Raw genomic sequence first — 25,262 nt, 5'->3', positions numbered from 1 at the left:
CAGTTACAGGCGGATGTATCATGGTATTAGCTAGACAGGGCTGGGGCCTTTCTGACTTGAGTAGAGTCTGCGCGCGACTGGTTAATCATGGTGACTGCGGCAGCGCCAATAAGACCAGCAAGGCTGATAGCCATGAAGTTTTTCTCAAGCGGAAGGTTTAGTGATACCAGCCAGCCGATGAGGATAGGTGCGACGATAGCGCCAATTCTTCCTACACCAGACGCGAAGCCCACGCCGGTTGAACGAATCGATGACGGGTAGAAATCCCCAGCGTACGCATATGCCAACAGCTGGGTACCAAGAGTCGATGCCCCGACAATGAACACCACTGGAAAAAGCAAAGTCGTTGAGCGCGTATAACCCAAAATTGTTAGAGCAATTGCTCCTACGATGTAGAAGCAGACCAGTACGTGTTTGATGTTTAGCTTGTCACTCAACCATCCACCGCCAATTGCACCGGCGATGGCCCCCACATTGAAAACAATCACAAAGTTCAACGCAGAGCCAAGACTGAATCCAGCCATCGCCATAAGCTTGGTCAACCAGGAGTTAAGGGCGTACACCATGAAGAGGCCGGTCATGAACGCAGCCCAAATCATTACGGTGCTAAAGCCTCGACCATCCTTGAACAAGTTACGAACTGGCGCTTCCTGTTTATCCAATACTGTGGCGTTTCCGGTCATCACAGTGTTTTCGTCGATAATGAGAGTAGGGTCTATCTTGCGAGCAATAGCCCGTAGTTCATCCTGACGTCCGGTTTTAAGCAGATAGCCTATGGACTCAGGCATGGTCTTTAGGATCATAGGAATCAGAAGCACTGGCAGCAGTGCCACATAAAAGACCCACTGCCATCCGTGACTTTCAATGAGTTGCTTGCCAGTTAGTGCAACCAAAATACCGCCCACGGAGTACCCCGCGAAAACGAGGGTCACCAGGCGCGTACGGAGTTTGAGTGGAGAAAACTCACCCATCTGAGCGGTGCAAATTGGCAGTACGCCGCCGATGCCAAGGCCCGCGATGAAGCGAGAAATGCTGAAGCTAATCGGGTCACTGGTGAGACCAGCCCCAGCAGTGAAAATACTGAACAAGGCCACACAGATTGCGATCATCTTGGGACGCCCAATACGGTCAGCTAGCGTCCCAAGAAAAATCGCTCCGAGCATCGTTCCGAAGAGCGCAGAACCAGCCATGATGCCGGCGCTGGTTGGATCAATGTTCATGTCCTTCATGATCGCCGGAAGGGCTGCACCGACTACAGCAAGGTCATAGCCATCAATTATCAGAATGAGGACACACCAAAATAGAATGAGCCCATGGAAGCGGTTGAACTTCGATTCAACCGCGAGTGCATAAACGTTTACCGGCTGCATATCACGTCTCCTTCGATCTTGTTTTTGTTTGTGAAGTGCTAGGCGCCCAGTCTTGGAGGCATATCGAGGAGGAGAACGCACCGGTTGAAGACTCGGTGGTCTGCTTGAGATGCGACGCTAGGGCTACCTGCGTCGCATCGTAGGAGTTGGGCTTGCTGTGGCCTATGCCCTACGACATCGTTCTGCTTGACCGATTTAGACACCCATAGCTGGCCAGAAACGACCAATGTGATCTTGGGGAGGAGATGTCCATCGGCATTTTGGCGGGTGAAACGAGTTGCAGATCTCAGTACGTAATCTGGCGGGGGAAGTAGTTCTCTTGTTCCGGAAGTAAGGCTTTTAGCTTTCGTCCGGTTCTTCAGCATTGGAGCGGCGATAAGCGCCAGGGCTCACTCCCGTCCACTTCTTGAAGGCACGGTGAAATGCACTGCTTTCTTGGAAGCCTGTGAGAGCAGCTACTTCGGTTACTGTCATATTTGGCTGGCACAGCAGGTTGATCGCCATGTCGCGGCGCAGATTGTCTTTCAAACGCTGATAGCTAACCCCCTCGGCTTGGAGCCTTCGCTGAAGCGTCGAATATGACATGCGGAGCACTTTTGCCACCTTATCCAGCTCTGGCCATTCCTCCGGATTCAGGCATCTCAATCTCATTCGGATCTGGGCGCTGATGCTGTCCTCGTTACGATATTTTACTAGCAAATTAGCAGGCGACTCTTTCAAAAACGTCGATAGGCTGGCCTTGTTTTGCACGACCTTGAGGCTTAGAAAAATACGGTCAAAACGAATCATCGTAACTGGAGCGCCAAACTGAATTTCTTCGCAGAAGCGCATCCGATAGTCGCTATCGTCGAGCGGTCGATTCGGTCTAAAGCAGAGTTCCTTTATCGGAATGCGTCTGTTGCCCAGCCAGCAGAGCAATCCATGTACCAAGATCAGCCATGTTCCGTAGCTAAAGAGGCGGCGCTCAATTCCTTTGTCATGGATAACGATGACGGCGGAGTCGTCTTCAAGCCTCAGCTCACCGTGAATGTCGTCCAATACGAGGCGTAGAAATTTCAGAATCCGCCGCAACGCTTGCTCTAACGACTCGCAGTCAATCGAAGACTGGCACATCAATCGGAAGCTACCTCGTCGCATTGGATGGCTATCGATTCCGAAAAACTCATCGTCGAGTAGATCTGAAAGAGCGACCCACAGGCGAGAAAATGCAGCAGCCGAAACCCTGGCTTGGGGGGAAGTGAGGAGTTCCGGATCTATACGTGCTTGCTGCAATACGATGGATGTGTCCAGTTGGCGTCGCAATGCGCCATCGAGGGCTTCATGCACCAATCCAATTGAAGTAGTTCCCTTGTCCTGGATGAGCATGCTTATTCCTCTCCGCAGTTGAAATCTGACTTTATGCTGATCTTCAAATCTCTTCGGCAGGTCTGCTTTGAGCAACCTGACGAGCCTAAATTGTTTATCTACGTTCCAGCTTCACAGCATTGCATGTCAACCCGAAGGTTTTTTAGCAGGGAGCCCATTTGCACCCTCTCCTTCTAACCCTCGATGCCTGGCCTCGATTATCCAAAGCATTCAACCAAGCTGAGGCGTTTGAGCATTGTCGAGGCCAGTGATCACAGACAACATCCGTTTAAGAATCTCCAGCGTGGCTTACACCTGAAGTAAACCGGCGGCCGGCCCGATCTGGCCTTTGGGCCTTTTACATGTCAAATAACCGCGTATGCGGTACTGCCAATTTGTGAGGAAACATCATGCGCATCGAAAACTCAGTCTTCCTAATTACTGGCGCAGGTTCTGGACTCGGGCTGGCTTCGGCGCGTGAGTTGGTGGGCCGAGGTGCAAACGTGGTGCTGGTTGATGTGAACGAAGCCGCTGGTGTAGCTCGCGCTGACGAGCTAGGAAAACGTGCGATTTTCGTGCGAGCAGACATCACCAGTGAAATCGATTGCCGTACAGCGATTGCCTCTGCAGTAGGCGTCTTTGGCGCGTTGCATGGGGTGATCAACTGCGCGGGTGTTGCACCAGCCGAACGGGTTTTAGGCCGTAATGGCGCACATGGGCTTGAGAGTTTTCGCCGAACTATCGAAGTCAATTTGATCGGTAGCTTCAACATGGTTCGCCTTGCTGCTGAGGCTATGGCGGGAGGAGAGCCCGATGAAGAAGGTGAGCGCGGCGTAGTCATAAATACGGCCTCTGTCGCAGCTTTTGACGGTCAGATGGGCCAAGTCGCTTACGCCGCGTCCAAAGGTGGAGTTGCTGCCATGACATTGCCATTGGCACGCGACCTAGCTCGTTCAGGCATCCGTGTTATGTGCATTGCACCCGGAATATTTGAGACCCCGATGATGGCGGGTATGCCTCAGGACGTGCAGGCATCATTGGCATCCAATGTGCCGTTCCCTCCACGACTGGGACGGCCTTCCGAGTACGCAGCGTTGGCAGCGCACATCATCGAAAACTCCATGCTCAATGGTGAGGTGATTCGTTTGGATGGTGCTTTGAGAATGGCCGCGAATTAGATCGAGCTAAAAGTCTGTGATCGGGCACAAGCCCCCCAACATGAAACAGAGGATTCAGTTATGAGCCATACCGACCCTATCGTCATTGTCAGTGCTGCCCGAACTCCGTTAGGAGGCTTTCTTGGGAATTTCAAGGAAGTCACCGCTGCGCAGCTGGGTGCGGTTGCAATTCGTGCCGCCGTGGAGCGAGCCAGCTTGCAGCCCAGTGACATTGGCGAGGTCATCATGGGATGCGTGCTACAAGCTGGGCAAGGCCAGGCTCCGGCTCGCCAAGCTGCCCTGTTGGCGAATCTTCCGGAGCAAGTGGTGTGCTCAACAGTCAACAAGATGTGCGGCTCTGGCATGAAAGCGCTGATGTTCGGCCACGACCTTCTCCATGCCGGGAGCGCGGAGGTGGTGGTTGCCGGAGGTATGGAAAGCATGTCAAACGCTCCCTACCTGTTGGAGCGAGCTCGCTCAGGCTATCGAATGGGCCACAGCAAAATCATTGATCATATGTTTCTCGATGGGTTGGAAGATGCCTACGAGAAAGGCCGGCTCATGGGCACATACGCCGAAGACTGTGCTCAGAGTTATGGATTCACTCGAGGCCAGCAGGATGAGTTTGCGATCAGCTCGTTGACCCGAGCTCAGAAGGCAATCACCGAAGGGCGTTTCCAGGACGAGATTGTCCCTGTGCTGGCTTCGTCTGGCCGTGAGACGGTTTCGATTGAAAGCGATGAACAGCCGGGTAAGGCCCGGATCGACAAAATTCCTACGTTGAAACCTGCGTTTCGCGAAGGCGGGACGGTGACTGCGGCGAACTCCAGTTCTATTTCGGATGGCTCGGCTGCCCTCGTGCTGATGCGCTTGTCTGAAGCCGAGCGTAGAGGCCTTACACCGTTGGCCCGGATAGCAGGTCATGCATCCTACGCGCACGCTCCCGGCCTCTTTGCCTCCGCTCCGGTCGGTGCGATTAAACGCTTGCTAGAGCGAACCAACTGGTCAATGCAGGATGTTGATCTCTTTGAGATCAATGAGGCCTTTGCCGTGGTGCCCATGGTTGTTATCCGAGACTTGAATGTCGGACATGAGCAATTAAATGTCCACGGTGGGGCATGCGCTTTGGGGCACCCGATTGGCGCGTCAGGCGCGCGTGTTGTTGTTACGTTGGTAAATGCCTTGAGGCAGCACACGCTAAAGCGTGGCATCGCTTCTGTGTGCATTGGTGGCGGCGAGTCGACCGCGATTGCTATCGAACTCCTCTCATAGAGGAGCGTTGACTAGCTGTAATAAATCTCCCGCTGCGCCTCGGAAATCTTTTTTTTGCGCAAAGGATTTGTCTGTGAACTACCGGCCCCTAATAGTTGATCATGTCGAAGGAGCTGGCTTGATCACGCTTAACCGCCCAGACGCGCTGAATGCGATCAACAAAAGAAGGGATGCGAGCATTTGTGGAGAAACGCACAGCTAAGTTTTGAGCGTCAGTGTCGCGAGTTTAACGCTGCAGAATCCAGGAGATACCGTGGCAGAGAAAGAACTGTATTGGGAAGACCTCACCCCAGGTAGAACTTGGACAGCCAAGCAATCTGTTCCTATCACAACGGAACAAATTATCGCCTTTGCTGCCGAGTACGATCCTCTCGATATACATATAGATCCTGACCTTGCCCGTTCGAGTCCGCTAGGGGTGCACTGTGCCAGCGGGGTACAAACCTTCGGTATCTCGCAGCGGTTGATGTGTGATGCCTTACTGCTTCAAACAAACGTCGTGGCGGGAGGGAAGATCGATGGATTTAGGATGGTTGCTCCAGTAATACCTGGAGACATTCTCAAGCTCTCAGCTCAAGTCGTTCGATCACTCATCCACGCGGAAAACCATGATCGAGGGTGGGTTGTGTTTAAAATTGACGTCGCTACGACGAGGGGAAAAACCGTCCTTGTTTATGAGGTGGCGGTATTGATACTGCGCAGGGGCGGTCAGGGTGGGTCTTCACCTGGATGCGTTGTCCAGCGCTAAGGCTCCTGTGGCCCTCTTATGGCCAGAAGCGCACGGATCGTAGCGGCAGCTAGGCGTTACTCAAGAAATCCAATTCTTATTGGCGTAATGCTTGCGAATTTACGAGGTCTCGCGGCCACTGGCCCTCAAGTCCCATCAATAAATTTTCCAGGGCTCGCTTTGCCATTGCGTTGCGCGTCTCGTTTGTTGCTGAGCCAATATGGGGAACAGTGACGACGTTTTTCAACTTGAAGAACCTGGAGTCCGGCAAAGGCTCCTTCACGTAAACATCCAATCCCGCTGCCCGTATTGCCTTTGCTTCAAGTGCTTGAATCAGTGCCTCTTCATCAACCACTGGGCCCCGAGACACGTTGATCAAAATGCCTTCAGGCTTCATCTGCGCCAACTCGGAATGGCTGATGAGGTTCCTGGTATTGGAGGTCAATGGAACGACCGGGCACACAAAATCGGATTCGCCCAAAAGCGTTTCTTGTGTAACAAACCTTGCCCCCAGCTCTTGCTCCAGTTTGGGCTTGCGGGTTTTGCCGCTGTACAAAATATCCATACCGAAACCGAACCTACCTCTACGGGCGATGGCCTCTCCAATTTTGCCTAAACCGATAATGCCCAAGGTCTTTCCATGCACATCGCATCCGAAGTGGGATGCATCGATGGTCTTTGTCCAATTTCCGTCTTTCGTCCAGGCATCCAGCTCAGGGATACGCCGTGCTGTGGCGAGGATCAGAGCGAAAGCCAGATCAGCTGTTGTCTCGTTCAGCACATCCGGCGTATTGGTCAGCATGATCCCTCGGCTATTGAGAAAGCTGAGGTCATAGTTGTCATAGCCAACCGAGATACTGGAAATAATCTCCAGGTTTTTCGCCGATGCGAGGTCGGCCTCGCCCAGACGAAGATTTCCACCGATCAATCCATGGGCCTCGGGTAGAGCAGCTTTAAACTGAGCGTCCATATCACCATTCTCTGGGCTGAGGATAATGATGTTGTACTGATCTTTATAAGCCTCGAGCAGGCTTGGAGAGACGCGACTGAAGGCCAGAATCGTTTTTTTCATGACGCTTTATTTCACCTGTCTCAAGCTCAATTAGAACCGTGTTCTGACTTCAAATAGGTCTTTGCCCACTCACGGTAATTATCCGAAAGCGTGTATTTTGATAGCAGCTCTGGAAGGGAGAGCTCCACTCCTTTCGATCCGCTCTGCTCACGCAATGCCTCGTAACTCGCTTTGATCGCGGCCAAAAATGGGGCATGCCCATTGACCACGATCCGCACATTGGCTGCACTCAGTTTCTCAACATCGCTCAGTGCAGGGTTTCCATAATTGATCAGCATGATCGGCACGGAAAGATGCGAGGTGAGTGCCTCCAAGTGTTGGAAGTCCTTTACTCCGACAAGGCAAATCGCGTCGGCCCCAGCCTTTTGATAGGCCGTGGTGCGTGCAATGGAGTCTTCTAAAGTGGTAACGGCCACATTCGTACGGGCGATGATGCTGAGGGCATCATCTGAACGGGCAAACCGCGCAGCGTAAATCTTGCTTGCGGCTTCTTCCATTTCGATAAGTACGTGCGAATGCTCGTCGTATTTGGCCGGTAGGTGGGTGTCTTCCAGCGTTAGGGCAGCAACACCGGCTTTCTGCAGTTCGGTCACTGTTCGCATTACATTGAGTGCGTTACCAAACCCATGATCAGCGTCCCCAATGATTGGGATTTGGCTGGCCCGCCCGACTCTGGAAACCTGCTCGACATATTCATCAAGCGTGAGCAGAGAAATGTCCGGAGCTCCGAGCACTTGAAGCGAGGCGACGGAACCACCTTGGATTGCAACCTCAAAACCAAGGTCGGATGCCATACGAACCGAGATGGGATCGAATACGGAAGCAGCAAATTTACAGACTGTTCCATGAAGTAAATCACCAAACGCCTTGCGCAATTCATGATGAGATCGCTCAATCATTTTTTCGGCTCCATCAAATTCATTCGAGGACTTCTTTGGGATCGTTCCGCGTTGAACGAGTCCTGGAAATCACTACCGGTCATGGCCGTGGTTGAAGCGGAAATGACCGGTAAACTTTGCAGATTACTTTTGCGCCAACAATTCTTTTCGCGCTGCCTTTTCGAGTTTCATTGCGGCAATCTCACGCTCGCAGGCTTCGACGTCAAAGGAGTTGTCCCATTTGGCAATGGCGATGGTGCCGATACCGTTGCCGATCAGGTTAGTCACGGCTCGCGCTTCGTTGAGGAATCGGTCGATGCCCAAAAGCAGGACAAGGCCTACCAACGGAATGGAGTGGATGGTTGTGAGCGTTGCCGCAAGGGTTATGAACCCGGCACCCGCCACGCCAGCGGAGCCTTTTGAGGTCAGCAGGAAGACGCCCAACAGAATCATCTGATCCATAAACGTCAGTGGCGTATTGGTTGCCTGTGCGATAAAAATCGCCGCCATGGTGAGGTAAATGCAGGTGCCATCCGCATTGAAGGCATATCCAGTTGGTAGCACCATGCCCACCACTGACTTCTTGCAGCCCAGCTTTTCAAGTTTCACCATCATTCGCGGAAGTACGGCTTCGGTTGAGCAGGTGCCAAGCGTGATGAGAATTTCATCTTTGAAATAACGAAGAAATTGCATAAGCGGCATGCCCGACCATCTAGCAACCGTACCCAGCACTACCACGATGAAAATCAAGGTCGTGATGTAGAGCGCGACCAGCAACTGGCCGAGTGACAGCAAGGTACCAATTCCGTACTTGCCTATAGTGAAAGCCATCCCAGCGCCGGCACCAATCGGAGCCAGACGCATAACCATTGCCACGATCTTGAACAGCCCTTGCAGAAACAGGTCGATGGTATTAATCAGCGGTTTGCTGGTTTCGCCCATTTGAACGAGGGCAACGCCCATCAAAACCGAAATCAAGATGACCTGAAGCATGACGCCATTCGAGAATGCGCCAATGAAGGTACTCGGGATTATGTTGAGAAAGAAATCGATTGTTCCGCCCTGCTCACTGGCGGCTTGGCTGTACTTGGCGATAGCGCTGGCATCAAGCGTGGTAGCGTTGATATTCATCCCAGCGCCTGGCTTTGCGATATTGACCACAATAAGGCCGATGACCAGCGCAATGGTTGAAAGGATTTCAAAGTAGAGCAGCGCTTTGACGCCGATCCGCCCGACTTCCTTGATGCTGCCCATCTTAGCGATACCAACGACGACGGTACCGAAAATAATAGGCGCCAACAGCATTTTGATGAGTTTGATAAAGCCATCCGCAAAAGGTTGGAGCTTGGCTCCGAATTGCGGTTCAAAGTGACCAATTGCTGCACCGATGACGATACCGATCAGCACCTGCACATACAGCTGGCTGTACCAGCGGGACTTGGAGATTTCCACGGGAGCACCTCATTTTATTTTTGTGATGGGCGTGTGGCGTGGCGTCAGTGAGTGACGCCTGATAACTGCGGCCTCTTGAAAAAGGCCGCAGTTCGAGGGCTATTAGCCTTCGCCCAGCTCACGCATCACTGCGTACAAGGCGGACTTGGCTTCGAAGCCGACACCTGGAATATCCGGCAGACCGACATAGCCGTTTTCCACACGAATCCCGTCAGCGAACCCGCCGAAAGGCTGGAACACGTCTGGGTACGATTCGTTACCGCCCAGGTGCAGACCCGCTGCGATGTTCAGGGACATCTGGTGACCACCATGCGGAACTACACGGCGGGAGGACCAACCCATTTCTTCCATCACCTTCAGGGTGCGCATGTACTCCACGAGCCCGTAGGACAGAGCACAGTCGAACTGTAGGTAGTCGCGATCAGGGCGCATACCGCCGTGGCGCAGAAGGTTACGGGCATCCTGGTGGGAGAACAGGTTTTCCCCGGTAGCCATTGGCAGTTCATAGTGATTTGCAAGCTCAGCCTGCAGCGCGTAGTCCAGCGGATCGCCAATCTCTTCGTACCAAAAGAGGTTGTACTTTTTGATGGCCTCCGCGTATGCAATACCTGTCTTCAGATCGAAGCGGCCATTGGCATCGACCGCCAGTCGACGACCGTCCCCTACCACTTCAAGTACCGCCTCGATACGACGGATATCTTCGTCCAGTGATACTGCACCAATCTTCATCTTGACGACGTCGTAGCCACGATCCAGATAGCTCTGCATTTCTGCCTTGAGCTTGGTTTGATCTTTGCCAGGGTAGTAGTAGCCGCCCGCTGCGTAGACCCACACCTTGTCATCTGCCACGCCGTCACGATAACGGTCGGCCAGCAGGCGATACAGAGGCTTGCCTTCAATCTTGGCAACGGCATCCCATACAGCCATGTCAATGGTACCCACTGCGACTGAACGTTCACCGTGACCACCTGGCTTTTCGTTAGTCATCAGAGTCTTCCAGATGGCAAACGGATCCAGGTTGTTGTTCTCGTGGTCGATGAGAGTATCTGGATCAGCTTCCGTGATACGCGCCAGGAAGCGATCACGCATCAGTGCACCTTGACCGTAGCGACCGTTGGAGTTGAAGCCGTAGCCGATTACTGGTTTACCATCGCGAATCACATCCGTGACGACAGCGACAACCGAGCAGGTCATTTTGGAAAAATCGATATAGGCGTTGGCAATTGGGGAGGCAATAGAAACAGTTTTTTCACGGATGTCTACGATACGCATGACGGGCTCCTCTTGTTGTTGGTGGCCCCACGTTATGCTTTGCGATGACACCCGCCCAATGCTATTAATGCCGAGCCCTATGCACAGGAGGCATGGCCCTTGGAACTCGTTTGGCTAGAAGATTTTTCAGCGTTGGCAGAGTACGGCAGCTTTGTTCGTGCCGCTGAAGCGCGCCACGTTACTCAGCCGGCATTCAGTCGCAGAGTCCGCTCACTGGAAAATTGGATGGGTGTTGAACTGTTCGTTCGCACGCCACAAGGTGCAACGCTGACCGAGGCTGGGAAGCAGATTTTGCCAAGTGCCCAGGAGACTGCCAGGCGCTTGTACCGAATGCGCAGCGAAGCCCAGGAAGTGGCGGGAATGGCTGCCAAGACTCTGCAATTCGCTGCAACCCATTCGCTGTCGTTCACTTTCTTCCCGAGATGGTTAAGAAGCACGGAAAACGGCGCTCCCATTGAGGCTGTGCGGCTGCATTCCGACAGCATGGCGGTCTGTGAGCAGATGCTGATTCAGGGCCAGGTGCAGTTCCTGCTTTGTCATCGTCACCCGGATGTTCCACCGCTGTTGACCCCTGATCAGTTCATAGGCAAAAAGGTTGGCGAAGATGTTCTCGTTCCATTGGCGAGCGCTTCTGCCAACTTTGAAAGTTCGCCCGCATCGTTGCCGTACTTGGCGTATACCCAAGAGTCCGGGTTGGGACGCATCGTGGCTCACCGGCTTAATGGAAAGGAAGATTTCCTTCACCTCAAGCCATTATTCAGTAGTCACCTCGCTGCGGTACTGATGTCCATGGCCCTGGAAAACAAAGGTGTGGCCTGGCTACCAAGGAGCCTAACCGAACAGGAAGTCACCGACGGACGTCTTGTACGAGCTCTTGATGAAAGCTGGGATATCCCCTTGGAAATTCACCTCACGCGTCCAACGGCTCCTATCAGCCAATCCGCTGAAGAATTTTGGGCGAAGTTGAGAGACTGCTGAATATCGTTCACGGAAGATGGTGCCTACTTTCCGGGGCAATGCTGAGCCAACGGCAATGAAGCAATTATCTCAGCGTGGCAAACCTCGAGTATTTCATCAGCCAGAGAAGAATCATCTGGGCAGGCGCGTGACAACATGACCGCACCGATTGCATGCGCCAGCATGTCGATCATTTTTGCCCGTACCCCATCCTGCGGCGCGTCTTGCCTCGCGTTGTACTTTTCTTCGAGCGCTGCCAGCGTGCTTTCTACCCCGCTGGCAAAGGTGGCTTTCAACTCATCTGATTGACGCGCAGCGTCTCCACAAAGGGCCGCCATGGTGCAACCGCTGCCCCTGCCATCTCGGTGATCCCTCGACACATACAAATCGATGAACTCAGCAACTTCGAGACCTTCGGAACTGGTCAGCGAATGCGAAAGACTGTTCGCTGCCGCTTCAGCCATCAAATCAGCCTTGGAACCGAAGTGCTTGTAGAAACCGCCTTGGGTAAATCCGGCTGCTGCCATGAGTTCAGCCACCCCTACACCATCGTAGCCACGCTCGCGAAACAGCTCTGAAGCCGTCTCAACGATGTGAGCTCTATTGGCAAGTGATTGCGCCTTGGTGATCTTCATTTCCTGCGCCTCTGCATCTCAAAGCAATGCCCTCATCATACTCTGATGTCGATCATAATCAAAATCGTTGACAGTTTTGAGTATGACCGACATCATAAATACGCCAACACGAATCTTCCCTGGCACGGCGCATGTCGCCCTCATTAATCAACGAGTATGGAAACGATATGAACGATAAGACGTTATTTGAGCCGTACACGCTCGGCTCGCTGACACTTTCCAACAAAATCGTGATGGCTCCGCTGACGCGTAACCGTGCGGGAGAAGGCTTCGTCCCGAGCGAGTTCGCTGCAACCTATTACAGCCAGAGAGCCTCTACAGGTCTGTTGATCTCCGAAGCCTCGCAGATCTCGCAGCAGGGACAGGGCTACCAGGATACGCCCGGTATCTACACGCAGGCGCAGATTGATGGCTGGCGCAAGGTCACCGATGCCGTCCACGCAAAAGGCGGACGAATTTTCCTGCAACTGTGGCATGTCGGACGCGTATCGCACGTTGACCTGCAGGAGAACGGTGCCGCTCCGGTAGCACCCTCCGCTCTCCGTCCCGCGACCAAGGTGTTCGTCAACAATAGCTTCCTAGACGTTTCTGAGCCGCGAGCGCTTGATATCAGCGAGCTTCCCGGGATTGTTAATGATTTTCGCCAAGCGGCGGAAAATGCCATCGCTGCGGGATTCGATGGCGTAGAGATCCACGGCGCAAACGGCTATTTGCTGGATCAGTTCGTCAAGGACGGTGCCAATATCCGCACCGATGCCTACGGTGGCTCGATTGAAAATCGCGCTCGCCTACTGCTGGAAGTGACGGCGGCGGTAGTAGCCGAGGTCGGTGCAGAACGCACAGGCATCCGTATATCGCCAGTTTCGCCAGCCAATGGTGTCTCCAGCAGCGAACCGCAGGCCCAGTTTGACTACATTGTCGACCAACTCGATGCCTTGGGCATTGTGTACCTCCATGTGGTCGAAGGCGCGACTGGCGGGCCGCGCGATATTGCGCACTTCGACTTTGGTTCTTTGCGCCAACGCTTCAAAAACACTTACATCGCGAACAATGGCTACGACGTGAATTTGGCCACCTCTCAACTCAACGATGACAAGGCTGACTTGATCGCCTTTGGACGTCCCTTCATTGGTAACCCGGACTTGGTGGAGCGCCTTAAAACCGCTGCCTCTTTGTCGGCATTCGATCCTGCGACCCTGTATGGCGGCGGGGCAGAAGGCTACATCGACTACCCAACCCTTGCTGAATCCAGTACCCGGCACGGCTAAAAATCACGTCTGCGCACGTCCTCCGGACACCACGCATGACTCGCCTATCGATATCCGAAACTGAGGATCAATTCATGAGCATCCCTGCCACCGTTCTCATTACCGGCGCCTCCACTGGCATCGGCGCTACCTATGCCGAGCGCTTTGCACAGCGCGGGCACGACCTCGTACTGGTTGCCCGCGACAAAGGGCGGCTGGATGCTCTTGCAGCCCGGCTGCGTGAGAAACACAACATCATCATTGATGTTCTCCAGGCTGACCTGACCCAAATCAGCGATTTGACCACGGTCGAGGCTCGCCTGCGCGACGACGCCAGTATTGGCATCCTGGTGAACAATGCAGGCGCCGCACAATCCGGCAGCTTTATCGAACAATCCACCGACAGCGTTGCTCAGTTGGTCACGCTCAACACTACCGCACTGGTACGGCTTGCCAGCGCCATCGCCCCACGCCTGGCACAAGCCGGGGACGGAGCGATTATCAACATAGGCTCGGTCGTTGGCCTGGCACCGGAGTTCGGGATGACGGTCTACGGCGCGACCAAGGCGTTTGTACTGTTTCTTTCTCAAGGTATGAGCCTGGAGCTGTCGCCCAAAGGCGTCTATGTGCAAGCCGTTCTGCCGGCAGCCACTCGCACCGAAATCTGGGAGCGAGCAGGCATCGACATCAATACCCTCACTGACGTCATGGAAGTGGGTGATCTGGTCGATGCGGCGCTGGTCGGTTTTGATCGTCGCGAGCCCGTGACCATTCCACCCTTGCAGGACGCCGCCCGTTGGGATGCCTTGCAGGGTGCACGTCAGGGCTTGCTGTCAGAGATCAGGCAATCCGATGTCGCCGAGCGTTATCAAGCCAAGGCGTAATCATCGCGCAGCAGGCGCTGGTGCGTAACATTCGATTTAAAAGCGCCTGCAACACAGTCTCACTTGCAGCTTTTCGACCCGCATCACGGGGCAAACATGAATACTCAAGACACAAAATTTCATCCCGGATCGCGCACGCCGTTCGTAAATGCAGCGAACCAATGGATCAAGGTCGAAGGAACAGCGTTCGCTTACCGTGACATAGGCCCCAAGGGTGAGTTGCCGCTCGTTCTGCTTAACCATTGGGGCGCAGTGCTGGACAACTTCGACCCACGGATCATGGATGGGCTCGCAAGCACCAGGCGCATCATCGCCACTGACTATCGGGGAATCGGCGCCTCAGATGGCACCGCCCCTTCGACGGTCAGCGAAATGGCAAACGATGCCATCGCTTTAATTCGTGCGCTGGGTTTCGACAAGGTCGACCTGCTGGGTTTTTCACTTGGAGGGTTCGTGGCCCAGGAAATTGCTCTGAGCACCCCTGACCTGGTGCGCAGACTGATTCTGACCGGTACCGGGCCTGCTGGCGGCACCGGCATCGACAAGGTCTGGTCAGTGTCATGGCCATTGATGCTTAAAGGTTTGCTGACGTTGCGCGACCCGAAGACCTACCTATTCTTCACCTCGACGGTCAATGGCCGGCGAGCCGCCAAGGACTTTCTGAATCGCCTGAAGGAGCGCAGGAAAGATCGCGACAAAAATCCAACACCAACCGCTTTTTTGCAGCAGTTGAAAGCCATTAACGCGTGGGGCAGGCAGCCCCCACAAAATCTCAGTCGCATACAGATACCGACGCTAATCGCGAACGGTGACAACGACATCATGGTGCCCACGAAGAACTCTACCGACTTGGCAAACCGGATCCCGAATTCACACCTGATCATTTACGAAGACGCAGGGCATGGCGGAATTTTTCAACATCATGCCGACTTCGTGGCGAAAGCAACGGCATTCCTGGATGCCTGAGGATGCTCCGTCATTCCCATTTCAAGCGATGAGAGTTGAATCAATATGAAGGCTTTTTTAATCGACCGTTACGGCAAGCATAATGGACGTATTGGCGAGGTGCCTGCCCCTGAATTGGGTGCCCATAACGTCCTGGTTCAAGTGCACGCCACAAGCGTCAACGTGCTCGATTCGAAGATCAGTAAAGGCGAATTCAAACTAATATTGCCGTATTCATTCCCATTGATACTGGGCAATGACCTAGCTGGGGTGGTGGTTGACGTGGGCTCAGCTGTGCGGCGCTTCAAGCTAGGTGACGAAGTCTACGCGCGCCCTCCTCAAGAGCGCATAGGCACTTTCGCCGAGCTTATTGCTGTGGAAGAAAATGCACTCGCGTTGAAACCCAAAAATATCAGCATGGAAGAAGCTGCTTCCCTCCCCCTGGTCGCACTGACGGCCTGGCAGGTGTTGGTTGAAACAGCCAGGTTGCAAAAAGGCCAGAAGGTCTTTATTCACGCCGGTTCCGGCGGTGTTGGCACCATCGCCATCCAGCTCGCCAAGCATCTGGGCGCCTTCGTTGCGACAACCACCAGCACAAACAATGTTGAATGGGTTAAAGCGCTGGGAGCGGACGTTGTCGTCGACTACAAGAAGCAAAACTTCGAAAGCGTTTTGCAGGACTACGACGTCGTTTTGAACAGCTTGGGCGCTGAAGAACTGGAAAAGTCGCTCACCATTCTTAAGCCTGGTGGCCAGCTCATTTCCATCTCGGGTCCGCCGACGCCGCAGTTCGCTGAAGAGCAAAAACTGTTTTGGGGATTGGGCCTGGTCATGCGTATGTTGAGCAGTGGTATCCGCAGAAAAGCGCGTAAAAAAAATATCAACTATGCGTTCGTATTTATGCGTGCCAGTGGTGCCCAGCTGGATGAGATAACGGCGCTCATCGAGTCCGGCATTATAAAGCCGGTGATCGACCGAACCTTCCCTTTCGAATCGACAGCCGAGGCGTTGAGTTATGTCGGGCAAGGGAGATCAAAAGGCAAGGTCATCATTAAAATACAATAACTAACCGCCACCACTCTATGACGAGAGTTTAGGTTGAGCAGCATGTCTTGGCATTCCGATGCGATGTATGTCAGCAGCGAACTTCATTGATTGAAGATGTTAATAAAAGAAACTGCTCGTCAGCCCGGCGTCATTACTGATTACTGGCCTCCACATGTCGGCAATGAATTATGATCGCAATACCTAATTATGCTCATAACAAAATTGTTTACATCTAGCCCTTTGGCATTGGAGTGGATCGGTGCCAAAGGCAGCGCGAAAAAGGGCCAGAAGCGACGTGAACTCACATGACAAGATGCGGTGATGATTCTACTGAGAGCCAACCGTTTTGTAGGGGTAAAAACGGCCTGGATTAAAAAGGGGTCGCGAGATAAAATCTCGCAACCCCTTGAATTATATGGTCGGGACGGAGTGATTCGAACACTCGACCCCTAGCACCCCATCTCCTTTTTCATACTTCTTGAAAGCTTCCAAAATTTTACTCTGGATTTTTCTAAGCTAGTATTTACTTGAGCTCCAGCGGTGTTCTGCTCTACGAGAGTCCAGTAACGTCCATCAAGAGCCGACGTTTTTGTGGGGGTAAAAGTAGGGGGAACCTATTTTATGGCTAAAATCACCATCAAAGAACTCGAGTCGCTGACCGCTGAAGATGCCGGCCGAATCCTCAGGGAGGATGGCAATCTGGCCGGTCGAATCTCAGTCCGCAAGGACGGCGTGACAGTCAGCTTTTTCTATCGGTATCGGTGGGGTGACCAGAACAAAGAGTACTCCTGCGGCTCCTGGCCGCGCAAATCCCTGACGGACATCCGCAAGGCTCGCAACCAGGCCCGAGCGCTCATCGATGAGCAAATCAATCCCAACGAGCAGAAGAAAACCGCCAAGGCGCAGGCATACGCCGCGGCTAAGGTAGAGGCCGAACAAGTAAAAACGGCGAGGGTGAAAACGCTGACCGTCCAAGATCTGGCCAAGGCCTGGCTGTTGGATGGCGTGGCGCGCAAAGATGGCAATGCCGAACTACAACGCCGTTTTAACAAAGACCTTTTTCCGGCACTTGGCAAGACCGCGGTGAGCAGCGTCTCCGAACACGATGTTCGGGCGCTGATCCGCACCGTGCTCAACCGCGGCGCTCACCGGCAAGCCATCAGTTTCTTCGCCGACCTAACTCAGATGTTCAGCTGGGCCAGAAAGCGTCAGCCCTGGCGGGCCTTATTGATCGAGGGCGATCCGACCGAACTGGTCGACATCTCCCCCTTGATCCCCGCCGGCTACGAGGCAGAAAGAAGCCGCATCCTTTTGCCGGCTGAGCTGTTGGAACTGCACAACCGCTTCCAGCAAATGACCGCCGATTACAACGCCCTCCCCGCTGGTCAAAAGTACGAAGGTATTCGTCCATTAAAGAAGGAGACTCAACTTGCGCTCTGGATCAGCCTGGGCACCTTGTGCCGGATTGGTGAGTTACTGCAGGCCGAATGGAAAAATGTCGACCTGGACCGGCAGACCTGGTTCCTCCCCAGTGAAAACGTCAAAGGCACCCGGGGCAAAAAACAGGATCACCATGTTTTCCTCTCCCCCTTCGCCTTGCATTTCTTTCAGGACTTGAAAACCCTTACTGGACATAGCCAATGGTGCTTTCCCAACAAGCAGGATGATGGGCATGTGGACGTGAAGGTGGTGAGCAAACAGGTGGGTGACCGCCAAGCCCGGTTCAAAAACCGTAAGGCCCTCTCCAGACGGCGTCACGACGACACCCTGGTCCTTGCCCACGGCCAAAACGGCGACTGGACGCCGCATGACCTACGCCGCACCGGTGCGACCATGATGCAGGCCTTGGGGGTCAGCCTGGACGTCATCGACCGCTGCCAAAACCATGTGTTGGCCGGCTCCCGGGTAAGGCGCCACTACCTGCATCACGATTATGCCGAAGAGAAGAAGCGCGCTTGGGACCTGTTGGGCGATCGACTCAGTGCCGTGCTGTCCTCCACCTACGAGCATCCGCCAGCCGAGTCGATGCTGTCTTTTCCTGCGAATACCGCGACTGGCTCTTTACCGCCTTCTTAAGCCGGCGTCTTTAGTGTTGAGTCCTCATCGTTGCGCAAACATCGCCGAGCACGTTCTTCAGCTTGATTTCGGCTTAATGACCGGCAGAAATCGGCCAATAGCAGTCTTCGCAGATAAACGACATCGGACACATCTGCGTTCCCAAAGCGCCGGCAAGCGACAACCCTTGAGGGCGGACAGTCGCCTTGCTAAAACAGAAAAAGAGGGCCCACTCCCTCTGTTGGCTCCACTTCATTTTTTGTTTCTTACCAAGTACTCGAAACGAAACCATCAGAAGAATGCCCTCTAACCAAGCTTCGTCGATATATGGAAGCGGCTATTATGGTGGAGCAGAGTCTCTATGGACCATTTGAAAAAAAGCGCATCCGTGCTAAAACCAATGTATTCAATATTATGTATTTTTGGATTCAATTAATGCGCACGACTCGTGTATTTGATGATTCGGTCCAAGGACTGGCAGCGCAGAACGGCCGCGAGGTGCCAGGCGCCGGCTCTTGGGCGCTACGCTCTTTTGCTCGTCATGTGTCAGATGTTCGCCAGCGTGGCCAATGCCCCAGTTTCAGGAATGATAGCGAGCTTATATGCCCTCCAAAAAATCATCTTTAAGAATGGGCGGGCCTGGAGAAATTAGTACAAGTCCATTCCGTAGGTTCCCGGAAGTAGTTGACGCGATAGGGGGCTCCTCGCGAGGCGTTTTCAAAGACGCTGGTATCAGCCTTGAGCAATTTGCATATGAAGACAACCATCTCGCCTACATGGACGTTGCTCGTCTGTTCAACACGGCGTTCGAACACACTCAGTGCCCCCATATTGGCCTGTTGATCGGTGAGCGCTTTTCGCTGGAAAATTTGGGTCCGGTGGGTCAGCTTATGCGTCTTGCGACTACACCAGGCGATGCATTGAACGATCTGGTCGGGCATGCCAATCTCTATGATCGTGGTGCGACCCCACTCCTTCTTCCCTTGGCGGGTCAACACAGTTTGTTGGGATATGTCATTTATCGCCACGACCTGCCCAATCAATCATTACTAGTTGACACTGCCGTCATGGTTGGCCTGCAAATGTTGCGGACATTGTTAGGCGCTAACTGGACCCCCGTTCGTGTGCAGTTTTCATATCGCAAGCCATCCGATATCAACCCGTACGTCAGAAAATTTCGCTGTAACATTCAGTTCAATGCAAGCATCTCCGGGCTTGTAATAAACAATCAGCAACTCCGGCAAATTCAATGTACGGCGAATCCACGCTTACACCATCTACTTAAACTGGCTATTTCGATCGCCACGTCACATTTGACGATGTCAGAAAAAATAAAGAGCCAGGCATACGCTCTATTATTGCAAGGCCAGGCAAACTCCAAGCACATCGCCAGTCAATTCTCATTGCATGAAAGAACGCTGCGACGCCGGCTGGATGCGGAAGGTTCTCACCTGAAAGAACTGATCACCGATTCCAGAAGCAACTTCGCGCGGCAGCTCTTGAAAGATACCGATCTGCCGATATCCACAATCTCTCAAACCCTTCAATACCAGGATCCAAACGCCTTCTCCCGTGCATTCAAAACGTGGACAAATACGTCACCACAGCATTGGAGAGACGGGCTGGGGTAACTTCCATCGAGGGTTGATTCAACAATTCCCATACCCCCGCGATACCGCACGCACTGTCCGAAAATGCAAGGTGCCTTTCTGATGATTGTCGTAAAGTGAACGCAACAACAGGCTGGTCGCAAAGCTGCTCTTCGGTTTTTTGAACGGTTCTTGAGGCCGGCGATTAGTTGCACCTGCGGTTGGAGTTCCGCGCAGACACTCAAGAAAGCCGCACGAGTAAAAGACGGCGCCTCGGCCTTGGGGCGATCTAAGCGATATCGACTGAGTGATCTGAAGAGAAGGATCTCATGCCATTGAATAAAAGCGTGTTGTCGATTGCTGTTCTTGGTGCGCTGACACTCTTGACCAGTGGCCGAAGTGTTGCCGGTGGCCTAATGTTGTACGAAACCGCCACCGACAACGTCGGACTGGCCAATGCCGGTGCAGCGGCCCGGGCACAAGGCCCTTCGACCATTGCCAGCAACCCCGCCGGCTTGAGCTACCTCAGCGGAACACAGATCTCCGCTGGCGCTCAGGTTCTTTTTGGTGACTTATCGTTCGATCGGGACAGTGAAACCAATACGCCGGGCACTGGCAGCGGTAACGCGCTCGATCCCATACCGGGTGGCAGTTTCTTCATCAGCCATCAACTGGATGATCGGTGGTCCGTCGGTTTCGGCTCCTATGGCGATTTCGGTCTGGCTGTAAACTACGACAATGACTGGTCCGGCCGTTATTTCGTACAGAACGCGAGCATTGCGGGACTGTCACTGGTACCCAGTGTCGCCTATCGCTTCAACGATCAATGGTCCGTCGGCGTCGGACTCAAAGCCATGTACGGGATGCTGAAGAGCGAAGCCGCCATCGATCAGGCGCCGCTCGGACTGACACAACGGGGTGACGGCCAATACAAATACCGGGACAGCACCTGGGGTTACGGCGCCAACGCAGGCGTGATTTATGCCCCAAAGCCCGGTACCCGGATTGGCCTGGCTTACACCAGTCAGGTTGACCTCGACTTCGAGGATCGCCTGGATGTGAAGAGCAGTGCTCCGTTGGTGAGTCGCCTCAACAACCTCAACACCAAAATCGACCTGAAAGTACCGCAAACGGCGACCCTCAGCCTGTACCAGCAACTGGATACGCAATGGGCCGTTCTGGCCTCGGTCAATTGGCAGGACTGGTCGAAATTCGGTGACATCGGCATTGACGTAGACACGTCCAGAACCGGTTCCCGGGCCGCTTCAATCGATGCGCATTACAAAGACACGTATCAATTGGCGCTTGGCGCTCAATACCAGATGAACCAGGACTGGGTCTGGGATTTCGGTGTCGCCTATGACACGTCCGCAGTGTCCGACGGTAATCGTACGCTCACCGTGCCCATGGGCGCCGCCTGGCGCTTCGCCACAGGCTTTACTTATTCACTGAATAAAGAGACAGACGTGAATTTCAGTTGGGTCACGGTGTGGATGGGGGACATGTCCGTCGATCAGCAAAAAACGTTGTCAGGTAATCGTGTCTCAGGCGAGTTCGACAACGCCTGGATTCAAGCCCTGACTGGCAACATGACTTGGCGCTACTGAGAAAAATCCAAGAGCGTTTCAGGTGTCATGCCTAGTATCTAACCGTGGGCATGAACGCTCACGACACCGGCTTGTACAAAACTAACGAGGTGAAAATGAACAGGAAGTCTCACAGTGGCTGGACATTGGCTGCGGCGGTCGTCGTAGGTTCAACGCTTTTCACCGGGTGCACGAGCAAGCTCGATCCGATCACACAGGCCGACAAGGCCGATGTGACCAAGGGCGTTCCCGCGCCGAGCCTGGAGCAAACCAAGGCGATCGCCGAGGAAGGCTTTATCTACGGCTTGCCGCTGGTCATGAACTACGCCGTAATGAACGAATTCGCGGTGGACTCCAAGTCCAGCCAGTTCAAGGCCCCCTTCAACCAACTGCACCACGATCATAAGGTCGCGACCCCCGCTGACACGGCCATCATTACCCCCAACAGCGACACGCCGTACTCCTTTCTCTGGACCGACCTGCGCGCCGAGCCGTTGGTGATCACCGTGCCGGCCGTCTCCAAAAAACGCTACTACTCGGTGCAACTGATCGACGGCAATACCTATAACTACGGCTACATCGGCAGTCGGGCCACGGCCAGCGCACCCGGGAGCTATTTGATTGCAGGCCCCGACTGGAAGGGTGCGACACCTCCAGGCATCGACAAGGTGTTCAGCTCCACGACCCCTTTCGCACTGACGCTGATCCGCACTCAGCTGTTCAATCCGGCCGACATGCCGAAGGTCGAGAAGGTGCAGGCGGGTTACAAGGTCCAGCCGCTGTCCGCTTTCCTCCATCAACCCGCGCCGCCCGCTGTGCCGAAGATTGATTTCGTTCCGGCCACGACGGGGGGCATCAAGGCCAACTTCTTCGAGTACCTGTCAGCCGCGTTGGAGTATGTGCCGCCATCGGCAGACGACAAGGAGATCCGGTCCAAGCTGGCCAGCATCGGCGTAGGCCCCGGCCGGAGCTTCGAATTCAAGGATCTCTCGCTCGAGCACAAGGCCGTGGTCCTGCTCGGAATGAAAGCCGGCGACGAAAAGGTCGACAAGTTCCTCTCGAGCGGAATGAAGAATATCAACGGCTGGAGCGTCGGCGCGTTCTTCGGCGACCAGGCGTTCTACAAAGGCGACTGGCTGATGCGTGCTGGCGCCGCGAAGGCTGGTTTGTACGGCAATGACGCCGCCGAGGCGATGTATCCCATTACGCGTACCGATGGCAACGGCCAGACGTTGGATACCGGCAAGCACAACTACACGCTGACCTTCCCCGCCGGCAAACTGCCGCCCGTCAATGCCTTCTGGTCGGTGACCATGTACGACGGCAAGAGCCAACTGCTGATCAAGAATCCGATCAACCGCTACCTGATCAATTCGCCGATGCTGTCGGCCATGAAAAAGAACGCGGACGGTTCACTGACGCTGTATATCCAAAAGGATTCGCCGGGCAAGAACAAGGAGTCCAACTGGTTGCCCGCGCCTGACGACACGGCCTATCTGGTAATGCGCCTCTATTGGCCGAAGGCCACGCCGCCTTCAATTCTTCCCGCAGGCAGCGGCAGCTGGCAGCCGCCGGCAGTGGTGGCATTGAAGTAACGCGACGCTTGCGACTGCTTGCAGTTGGCAAGCAGTCGTTCGATTGCTCAGGCTGAGATCCAGTGGGGCCTATTCCGAAGGGGCTAAGGCCACAGAATCTGACCTTGAATAAAAGACATTCAGGAACATATCCCTCAAGGAGTACCGTTATATGAACTTCTCGCACAAATGGATAACGAGTGCCGCACTGAGCAGCTTGTTATTGACCGGCTGCGTATCGAAAGTCACTGAAGCCGAGCAATACTCGGGCTATCTGTCCAACTACAACAACTTGCAGGAAGTCAAAACGGCAAGCGGCGGTACAACAATGCGTTGGGTCAGTCCGTCGTGGAACCCGAATGCCTATGACACGGTGGTGTTCAACAATCTGGAGCTTTATCCCGCGCCCAAGCCCGATGAGCGGGTCAACCAGCAAACGCTGACCGACATCCAGAACTACATGACCAGTAAGGTTAAAGGCACCCTGGGTCAGAAATACCGTGTGGTTTCCAATACCAGCGCCGCGCCGGTGGGTTCCAACACCCTGCTGATGCGTGCGGCGATCACCGGGGTGAATGCCGAAAACGAAGGGATGAAATGGTACGAAGTGGTGCCGATCGCCGCCGTGGTCGGAGCAACACAGGCCGCCACCGGCCACCGTGATCAGGACAGCACTTTGTTCATCGAGGCCGAGATTATCGATGCGAGAACCAACCAGACGGTAGCCAAGGTAGTACGCAAAGTGTTTGGTACAACGCTGGAAAACGAAAGTCAGAAGATCACCGCCCAGGACTTCAAAGCGGCGATCGACAAGTTGAATGTCGATCTCTGGGCGTTCATTCGCAGTTAAGCCTTGATTGAACTGCCAAATACCAATAACGAGGTGAACCGTAATGAAAATAATCCTGTCCTGGCTGTCAGTCACGTTGATGACGGTGCTGATAAGTGCCTGTTCCGCCGTCGGGTCAACCGATGGTGGCGCTGGTGAAATCGAGATTCGCTCAGGGAAGATCGAGCAGATATCGCTGACGCAGATGCAGACCAACCACGACAGTGGTGTCGGCGCCGTACTCGGTGGCCTTGGCGGTCTGGCGCTTGGCAGCTTGATCGGGGGAGGCACCGGCCGTGACGTCGCCATGGTTGCCGGCGCGCTCGCCGGTGCTGCTGGCGGTAACTACGCCGAGAAGAAAAAGTATGACCAACCGGTCGAGGCGCAACAGATCATCGTGCGGGTCAGCAGTGGCGTGCTCGTATCGGTAACCCAACCGATCAATCCGTCCCTGGCTAAAGGCTCGAAGGTGTATATCCAAGGCTCAGGCAATGATGCCCGCGTTATGCCGCAAGGCAGTTAAGGCTGACTGTAAACGGAATTCGACATGACCAAGTACATTGAACGACTCTTACTATCACCTTTGTTTTTAGGTATTTCCGTTTCCAGCCAGGCTGACGATCAGGCGGAACTGGCTAAGCAGTCATTAAATCCAGTCGCGGCACTGTACAGCTTGCCCATTCAATACAACTGGAATCAGAAAATGGGTCCCTCCGGTAATGGAATCCAGAGCGTAACCAATATCCAGCCGGTATTACCCTTCACACTTAATGAAGATTGGAATCTGATTTCTCGCACGATCCTCCCGATCATTGATCAGCACGGGTTGGCACCGAGGGGTATCGCCGATAAAAGCGGAGTGGGCGACACCTCGCAAAGCTTCTTTTTCTCGCCCAAAAAGCCCACCGAGGACGGCTGGATCTGGGGCGCAGGCCCCGCGTTGTTGTTACCGACCGGCAGTGATGAGCTTCTGAGTAGCGAACAATGGGGAATTGGACCGACAGCGGTGGCATTGAAGCAAGCCAACGGTTGGACGACCGGTATTCTGGCGAACCATATCTGGTCACTGGACAACGACCCGGCCGATGACAAGGAGAAGGTCAACCAGACGTATCTACAACCCTTCCTGGTTTATACGACAACGTCGTACACCAGTTTTGGAATTAATACCGAATCCACTTACGACTGGGAAGCCAGGGAGTGGAATGTGCCGATCAACTTGTTCGTGACGCAATTGTTCAAAGTCGGCAAGCAGCCCATGAGCCTTCAGGTGGGACCGCGATACTGGGCGGACAGTCCTGAAGAGGGTGCACACGGCTGGGGCTTTCGAGTGGCGTACACCCTCCTTTTTCCTAAGTGAAACTAGAATA

22 protein-coding genes are annotated in these 25,262 nt (G+C 54.0%); 15 read left to right on the top strand and 7 right to left on the bottom strand.

Annotated features, from left to right (window positions below; genetic code table 11):
• Positions 1–26: 26 nt before the first annotated feature.
• On the bottom strand, positions 27–1,370 hold the full coding sequence (locus tag KGB20_RS09505; RefSeq protein WP_218543140.1) for an MFS transporter: 1,344 nt from the start codon (positions 1,368–1,370) through the stop codon (positions 27–29).
• Between the two features lie 339 nt (positions 1,371–1,709).
• Positions 1,710–2,735, bottom strand: a complete 1,026-nt coding sequence (locus KGB20_RS09500) for an AraC family transcriptional regulator (RefSeq protein WP_218543138.1) — start codon at positions 2,733–2,735, stop codon at positions 1,710–1,712.
• 389 nt (positions 2,736–3,124) lie between these two features.
• Here KGB20_RS09500 and KGB20_RS09495 point away from each other — a divergent pair, with 389 nt between their 5' ends.
• The 3 genes from KGB20_RS09495 to KGB20_RS09485 all read left to right on the top strand — a co-directional run bounded on the left by KGB20_RS09495 (position 3,125) and on the right by KGB20_RS09485 (position 5,891).
• On the top strand, positions 3,125–3,892 hold the full coding sequence (locus KGB20_RS09495) for a 3-hydroxyacyl-CoA dehydrogenase (RefSeq protein ID WP_223532213.1): 768 nt from the start codon (positions 3,125–3,127) through the stop codon (positions 3,890–3,892).
• 60 nt (positions 3,893–3,952) lie between these two features.
• Positions 3,953–5,143 (top strand): acetyl-CoA C-acyltransferase, encoded by a 1,191-nt coding sequence (locus tag KGB20_RS09490; RefSeq protein WP_218543134.1) that lies wholly within the window; start codon positions 3,953–3,955, stop codon positions 5,141–5,143.
• 253 nt (positions 5,144–5,396) lie between these two features.
• Positions 5,397–5,891, top strand: coding sequence for a MaoC/PaaZ C-terminal domain-containing protein (locus KGB20_RS09485; RefSeq protein ID WP_218543132.1), 495 nt, complete (start codon positions 5,397–5,399; stop codon positions 5,889–5,891).
• A 76-nt stretch (positions 5,892–5,967) separates the two neighbouring features.
• On the opposite strand, the gene KGB20_RS09480 is transcribed toward KGB20_RS09485, so the two are convergent.
• The 4 genes from KGB20_RS09480 to KGB20_RS09465 form a co-directional block, all read right to left on the bottom strand.
• On the bottom strand, positions 5,968–6,942 hold the full coding sequence (locus tag KGB20_RS09480) for a 2-hydroxyacid dehydrogenase (RefSeq protein ID WP_218543130.1): 975 nt from the start codon (positions 6,940–6,942) through the stop codon (positions 5,968–5,970).
• Positions 6,943–6,968: 26 nt separating this feature from the next.
• Entirely contained in the window at positions 6,969–7,841 is an 873-nt protein-coding gene (locus KGB20_RS09475) for an oxaloacetate decarboxylase (protein WP_218543128.1), read from the bottom strand.
• Between the two features lie 123 nt (positions 7,842–7,964).
• Positions 7,965–9,272, bottom strand: coding sequence for a C4-dicarboxylate transporter DctA (gene dctA, locus KGB20_RS09470; protein ID WP_159389632.1), 1,308 nt, complete (start codon positions 9,270–9,272; stop codon positions 7,965–7,967).
• Positions 9,273–9,374: 102 nt separating this feature from the next.
• Positions 9,375–10,544: a mandelate racemase/muconate lactonizing enzyme family protein gene (locus KGB20_RS09465; RefSeq protein WP_159389631.1), complete on the bottom strand. Its 1,170-nt coding sequence runs from the start codon at positions 10,542–10,544 to the stop codon at positions 9,375–9,377.
• A 99-nt stretch (positions 10,545–10,643) separates the two neighbouring features.
• On the opposite strand from KGB20_RS09465, the gene KGB20_RS09460 reads away from it, so the two are divergent.
• Positions 10,644–11,522: a LysR family transcriptional regulator gene (locus tag KGB20_RS09460; RefSeq protein WP_159389630.1), complete on the top strand. Its 879-nt coding sequence runs from the start codon at positions 10,644–10,646 to the stop codon at positions 11,520–11,522.
• Positions 11,523–11,545: 23 nt separating this feature from the next.
• Here the strand turns inward: KGB20_RS09460 and KGB20_RS09455 are convergent, their stop codons facing one another.
• A complete protein-coding gene (locus KGB20_RS09455) occupies positions 11,546–12,136 on the bottom strand; it encodes a TetR/AcrR family transcriptional regulator (protein ID WP_159389629.1) in 591 nt (196 codons plus the stop codon).
• Between the two features lie 167 nt (positions 12,137–12,303).
• Between KGB20_RS09455 and KGB20_RS09450 the strand changes: the two genes are divergently transcribed.
• The 11 genes from KGB20_RS09450 (at position 12,304) to KGB20_RS09400 (ending at position 25,252) form a co-directional block, all read left to right on the top strand.
• On the top strand, positions 12,304–13,404 hold the full coding sequence (locus KGB20_RS09450; RefSeq protein ID WP_218543126.1) for an alkene reductase: 1,101 nt from the start codon (positions 12,304–12,306) through the stop codon (positions 13,402–13,404).
• 74 nt (positions 13,405–13,478) lie between these two features.
• The gene (locus tag KGB20_RS09445; protein ID WP_218543124.1) at positions 13,479–14,267 is read left to right on the top strand and encodes an SDR family NAD(P)-dependent oxidoreductase; all 789 of its coding nucleotides are present in this window, start codon (positions 13,479–13,481) and stop codon (positions 14,265–14,267) included.
• Between the two features lie 96 nt (positions 14,268–14,363).
• Positions 14,364–15,233, top strand: a complete 870-nt coding sequence (locus KGB20_RS09440) for an alpha/beta fold hydrolase (protein ID WP_218543122.1) — start codon at positions 14,364–14,366, stop codon at positions 15,231–15,233.
• Between the two features lie 45 nt (positions 15,234–15,278).
• Positions 15,279–16,277 carry an NADP-dependent oxidoreductase gene (locus KGB20_RS09435; RefSeq protein WP_159389625.1) on the top strand — a complete coding sequence of 333 codons (999 nt, stop codon included), beginning with the start codon at positions 15,279–15,281 and terminating at the stop codon, positions 16,275–16,277.
• Between the two features lie 603 nt (positions 16,278–16,880).
• Positions 16,881–18,335, top strand: coding sequence for a tyrosine-type recombinase/integrase (locus KGB20_RS09430; protein ID WP_077182763.1), 1,455 nt, complete (start codon positions 16,881–16,883; stop codon positions 18,333–18,335).
• 581 nt (positions 18,336–18,916) lie between these two features.
• A complete protein-coding gene (locus KGB20_RS09425; protein WP_077182762.1) occupies positions 18,917–19,945 on the top strand; it encodes an AraC family transcriptional regulator in 1,029 nt (342 codons plus the stop codon).
• Between the two features lie 287 nt (positions 19,946–20,232).
• Complete coding sequence (locus tag KGB20_RS09420) at positions 20,233–21,510, top strand: OmpP1/FadL family transporter (RefSeq protein ID WP_082240447.1); 1,278 nt, start codon at positions 20,233–20,235, stop codon at positions 21,508–21,510.
• Between the two features lie 95 nt (positions 21,511–21,605).
• Positions 21,606–23,084, top strand: a complete 1,479-nt coding sequence (locus tag KGB20_RS09415; protein ID WP_077182761.1) for a DUF1254 domain-containing protein — start codon at positions 21,606–21,608, stop codon at positions 23,082–23,084.
• A gap of 151 nt (positions 23,085–23,235) precedes the next feature.
• Positions 23,236–23,913 (top strand): DUF3313 domain-containing protein, encoded by a 678-nt coding sequence (locus KGB20_RS09410; RefSeq protein ID WP_077182760.1) that lies wholly within the window; start codon positions 23,236–23,238, stop codon positions 23,911–23,913.
• 43 nt (positions 23,914–23,956) lie between these two features.
• Positions 23,957–24,415, top strand: a complete 459-nt coding sequence (locus KGB20_RS09405) for a glycine zipper 2TM domain-containing protein (protein WP_077182759.1) — start codon at positions 23,957–23,959, stop codon at positions 24,413–24,415.
• A gap of 24 nt (positions 24,416–24,439) precedes the next feature.
• Positions 24,440–25,252, top strand: a complete 813-nt coding sequence (locus KGB20_RS09400) for a hypothetical protein (RefSeq protein ID WP_077182758.1) — start codon at positions 24,440–24,442, stop codon at positions 25,250–25,252.
• Positions 25,253–25,262: the final 10 nt, after the last annotated feature.

Origin of the sequence: Pseudomonas sp. BF-R-30 (assembly GCF_019956175.1) — a bacterium.
Lineage (GTDB): Bacteria > Pseudomonadota > Gammaproteobacteria > Pseudomonadales > Pseudomonadaceae > Aquipseudomonas > Aquipseudomonas jessenii.
This window is presented reverse-complemented; position numbering and strand designations above follow the sequence as displayed.

Bases quoted from the DNA above. Each gene is read 5' to 3' on its own strand.
- KGB20_RS09410 (WP_077182760.1), top strand. From the start codon at position 23,236: ATGAACTTCTCGCACAAATGGATAACGAGTGCCGCACTGAGCAGCTTG.
- KGB20_RS09400 (WP_077182758.1), top strand. From the start codon at position 24,440: ATGACCAAGTACATTGAACGACTCTTACTATCACCTTTGTTTTTAGGT.
- KGB20_RS09465 (WP_159389631.1), bottom strand. From the start codon at position 10,544: ATGCGTATCGTAGACATCCGTGAAAAAACTGTTTCTATTGCCTCCCCA.
- KGB20_RS09440 (WP_218543122.1), top strand. From the start codon at position 14,364: ATGAATACTCAAGACACAAAATTTCATCCCGGATCGCGCACGCCGTTC.
- KGB20_RS09505 (WP_218543140.1), bottom strand. From the start codon at position 1,370: ATGCAGCCGGTAAACGTTTATGCACTCGCGGTTGAATCGAAGTTCAAC.
- KGB20_RS09500 (WP_218543138.1), bottom strand. From the start codon at position 2,735: ATGCTCATCCAGGACAAGGGAACTACTTCAATTGGATTGGTGCATGAA.
- KGB20_RS09495 (WP_223532213.1), top strand. From the start codon at position 3,125: ATGCGCATCGAAAACTCAGTCTTCCTAATTACTGGCGCAGGTTCTGGA.
- KGB20_RS09425 (WP_077182762.1), top strand. From the start codon at position 18,917: ATGCCCTCCAAAAAATCATCTTTAAGAATGGGCGGGCCTGGAGAAATT.
- KGB20_RS09430 (WP_077182763.1), top strand. From the start codon at position 16,881: ATGGCTAAAATCACCATCAAAGAACTCGAGTCGCTGACCGCTGAAGAT.
- KGB20_RS09455 (WP_159389629.1), bottom strand. From the start codon at position 12,136: ATGAAGATCACCAAGGCGCAATCACTTGCCAATAGAGCTCACATCGTT.
- KGB20_RS09490 (WP_218543134.1), top strand. From the start codon at position 3,953: ATGAGCCATACCGACCCTATCGTCATTGTCAGTGCTGCCCGAACTCCG.
- KGB20_RS09450 (WP_218543126.1), top strand. From the start codon at position 12,304: ATGAACGATAAGACGTTATTTGAGCCGTACACGCTCGGCTCGCTGACA.
- KGB20_RS09435 (WP_159389625.1), top strand. From the start codon at position 15,279: ATGAAGGCTTTTTTAATCGACCGTTACGGCAAGCATAATGGACGTATT.
- KGB20_RS09475 (WP_218543128.1), bottom strand. From the start codon at position 7,841: ATGATTGAGCGATCTCATCATGAATTGCGCAAGGCGTTTGGTGATTTA.
- KGB20_RS09480 (WP_218543130.1), bottom strand. From the start codon at position 6,942: ATGAAAAAAACGATTCTGGCCTTCAGTCGCGTCTCTCCAAGCCTGCTC.
- KGB20_RS09420 (WP_082240447.1), top strand. From the start codon at position 20,233: ATGCCATTGAATAAAAGCGTGTTGTCGATTGCTGTTCTTGGTGCGCTG.
- KGB20_RS09445 (WP_218543124.1), top strand. From the start codon at position 13,479: ATGAGCATCCCTGCCACCGTTCTCATTACCGGCGCCTCCACTGGCATC.
- KGB20_RS09415 (WP_077182761.1), top strand. From the start codon at position 21,606: ATGAACAGGAAGTCTCACAGTGGCTGGACATTGGCTGCGGCGGTCGTC.
- KGB20_RS09405 (WP_077182759.1), top strand. From the start codon at position 23,957: ATGAAAATAATCCTGTCCTGGCTGTCAGTCACGTTGATGACGGTGCTG.